The sequence below is a fragment of the Vibrio sp. 704 genome (genome assembly GCF_033339295.1).
Genome location: NZ_JAWOUH010000092.1, coordinates 1 through 1,192, shown reverse-complemented (window position 1 = coordinate 1,192; position 1,192 = coordinate 1). Strand labels below are relative to the sequence as shown.

Genomic DNA, 1,192 nt, shown 5'->3' with positions numbered 1-1,192 from the left:
AATGAGGAAGCGATGGAAACTATCGACAAAATCAAACAGCAGATCTCTGAAAACTCAATCCTGCTGTACATGAAAGGCTCACCGAAACTGCCAAGCTGTGGTTTCTCTTCTCAAGCATCACAAGCGCTAATGGCATGTGGCGAGAAGTTCGCTTACGTAGACATTCTACAAAACCCAGACATCCGCGCTGAGCTACCAAAATACGCACAATGGCCAACGTTCCCACAACTATGGGTTGAAGGTGAGCTAATTGGTGGTTGTGACATCATTCTGGAAATGTTCCAGAAGGGTGAACTTCAGCCTCTAATCAAAGAAGCTGCCGCACGCGCTGAAGGTCAAGCTGAGTAATTCGTAAATACTCACATTTGGCGATAGAATACGAGGGAGCCGCATTGGCTCCTTTTTCTTTTTTAGGTTAGTGGAATGAACATAAAGCTTTACTACGTACATGACCCTATGTGCAGTTGGTGCTGGGGATACAAACCAACCATCGAAAAACTAAAACAACAACTGCCAGGTGTGATTCAGTTTGAGTATGTGGTGGGTGGGCTTGCACCAGATACTAATTTGCCAATGCCGCCAGAAATGCAACAAAAGCTTGAAGGGATTTGGAAGCAAATCGAAACTCAGCTAGGCACCAAGTTTAACTACGATTTCTGGAAACTGTGCACACCAGTGAGAAGTACGTATCAATCATGCCGCGCTGTTATCGCCGCGGGATTCCAAGATTCGTATGAGCAAATGCTCGAAGCGATTCAGCACGCCTATTATCTACGTGCAATGCCACCTCATGAAGAAGCAACGCATCTTCAATTAGCGAAAGAGATTGGCTTGAATGTGCAGCAGTTCAAAAATGATATGGATGGCACGTTATTGGAAGGTGTATTCCAAGACCAACTGAGTTTAGCGAAAAGTTTGGGTGTTAACTCTTACCCTAGTTTGGTGCTGCAAATCAACGATGCGTATTTCCCAATTGAGGTGGATTACCTATCGACCGAGCCAACGCTTAAGTTGATTCGTGAACGCATTATCGAAAACATGCCAGCGCAATAGTGGCTTCGTTTTCGATTGAATTAAAAAAACCGCTCATATCGAGCGGTTTTTTTGTTAGCAAAGGTATCAGTCTTTTCTGTTAGAAAACTTGATACTAAAGCACCATTGCAGCGATCCAACCGAAGATGATCAGTGGGAT

Annotated in this window: 2 protein-coding genes; both read left to right on the top strand. The window is 44.3% G+C overall.

Features of this window, described 5'->3' with window-relative positions:
* The first annotated feature begins 12 nt into the window (after positions 1-12).
* Entirely contained in the window at positions 13-348 is a 336-nt protein-coding gene (locus R7R24_RS24670) for a Grx4 family monothiol glutaredoxin (RefSeq protein WP_005494473.1), read from the top strand.
* Between the two features lie 75 nt (positions 349-423).
* Positions 424-1,053 carry a DsbA family protein gene (locus tag R7R24_RS24665; RefSeq protein WP_005494474.1) on the top strand — a complete coding sequence of 210 codons (630 nt, stop codon included), beginning with the start codon at positions 424-426 and terminating at the stop codon, positions 1,051-1,053.
* Positions 1,054-1,192 lie beyond the last annotated feature (139 nt).

Bases quoted from the DNA above. Each gene is read 5' to 3' on its own strand.
- R7R24_RS24670 (WP_005494473.1), top strand. From the start codon at position 13: ATGGAAACTATCGACAAAATCAAACAGCAGATCTCTGAAAACTCAATC.
- R7R24_RS24665 (WP_005494474.1), top strand. From the start codon at position 424: ATGAACATAAAGCTTTACTACGTACATGACCCTATGTGCAGTTGGTGC.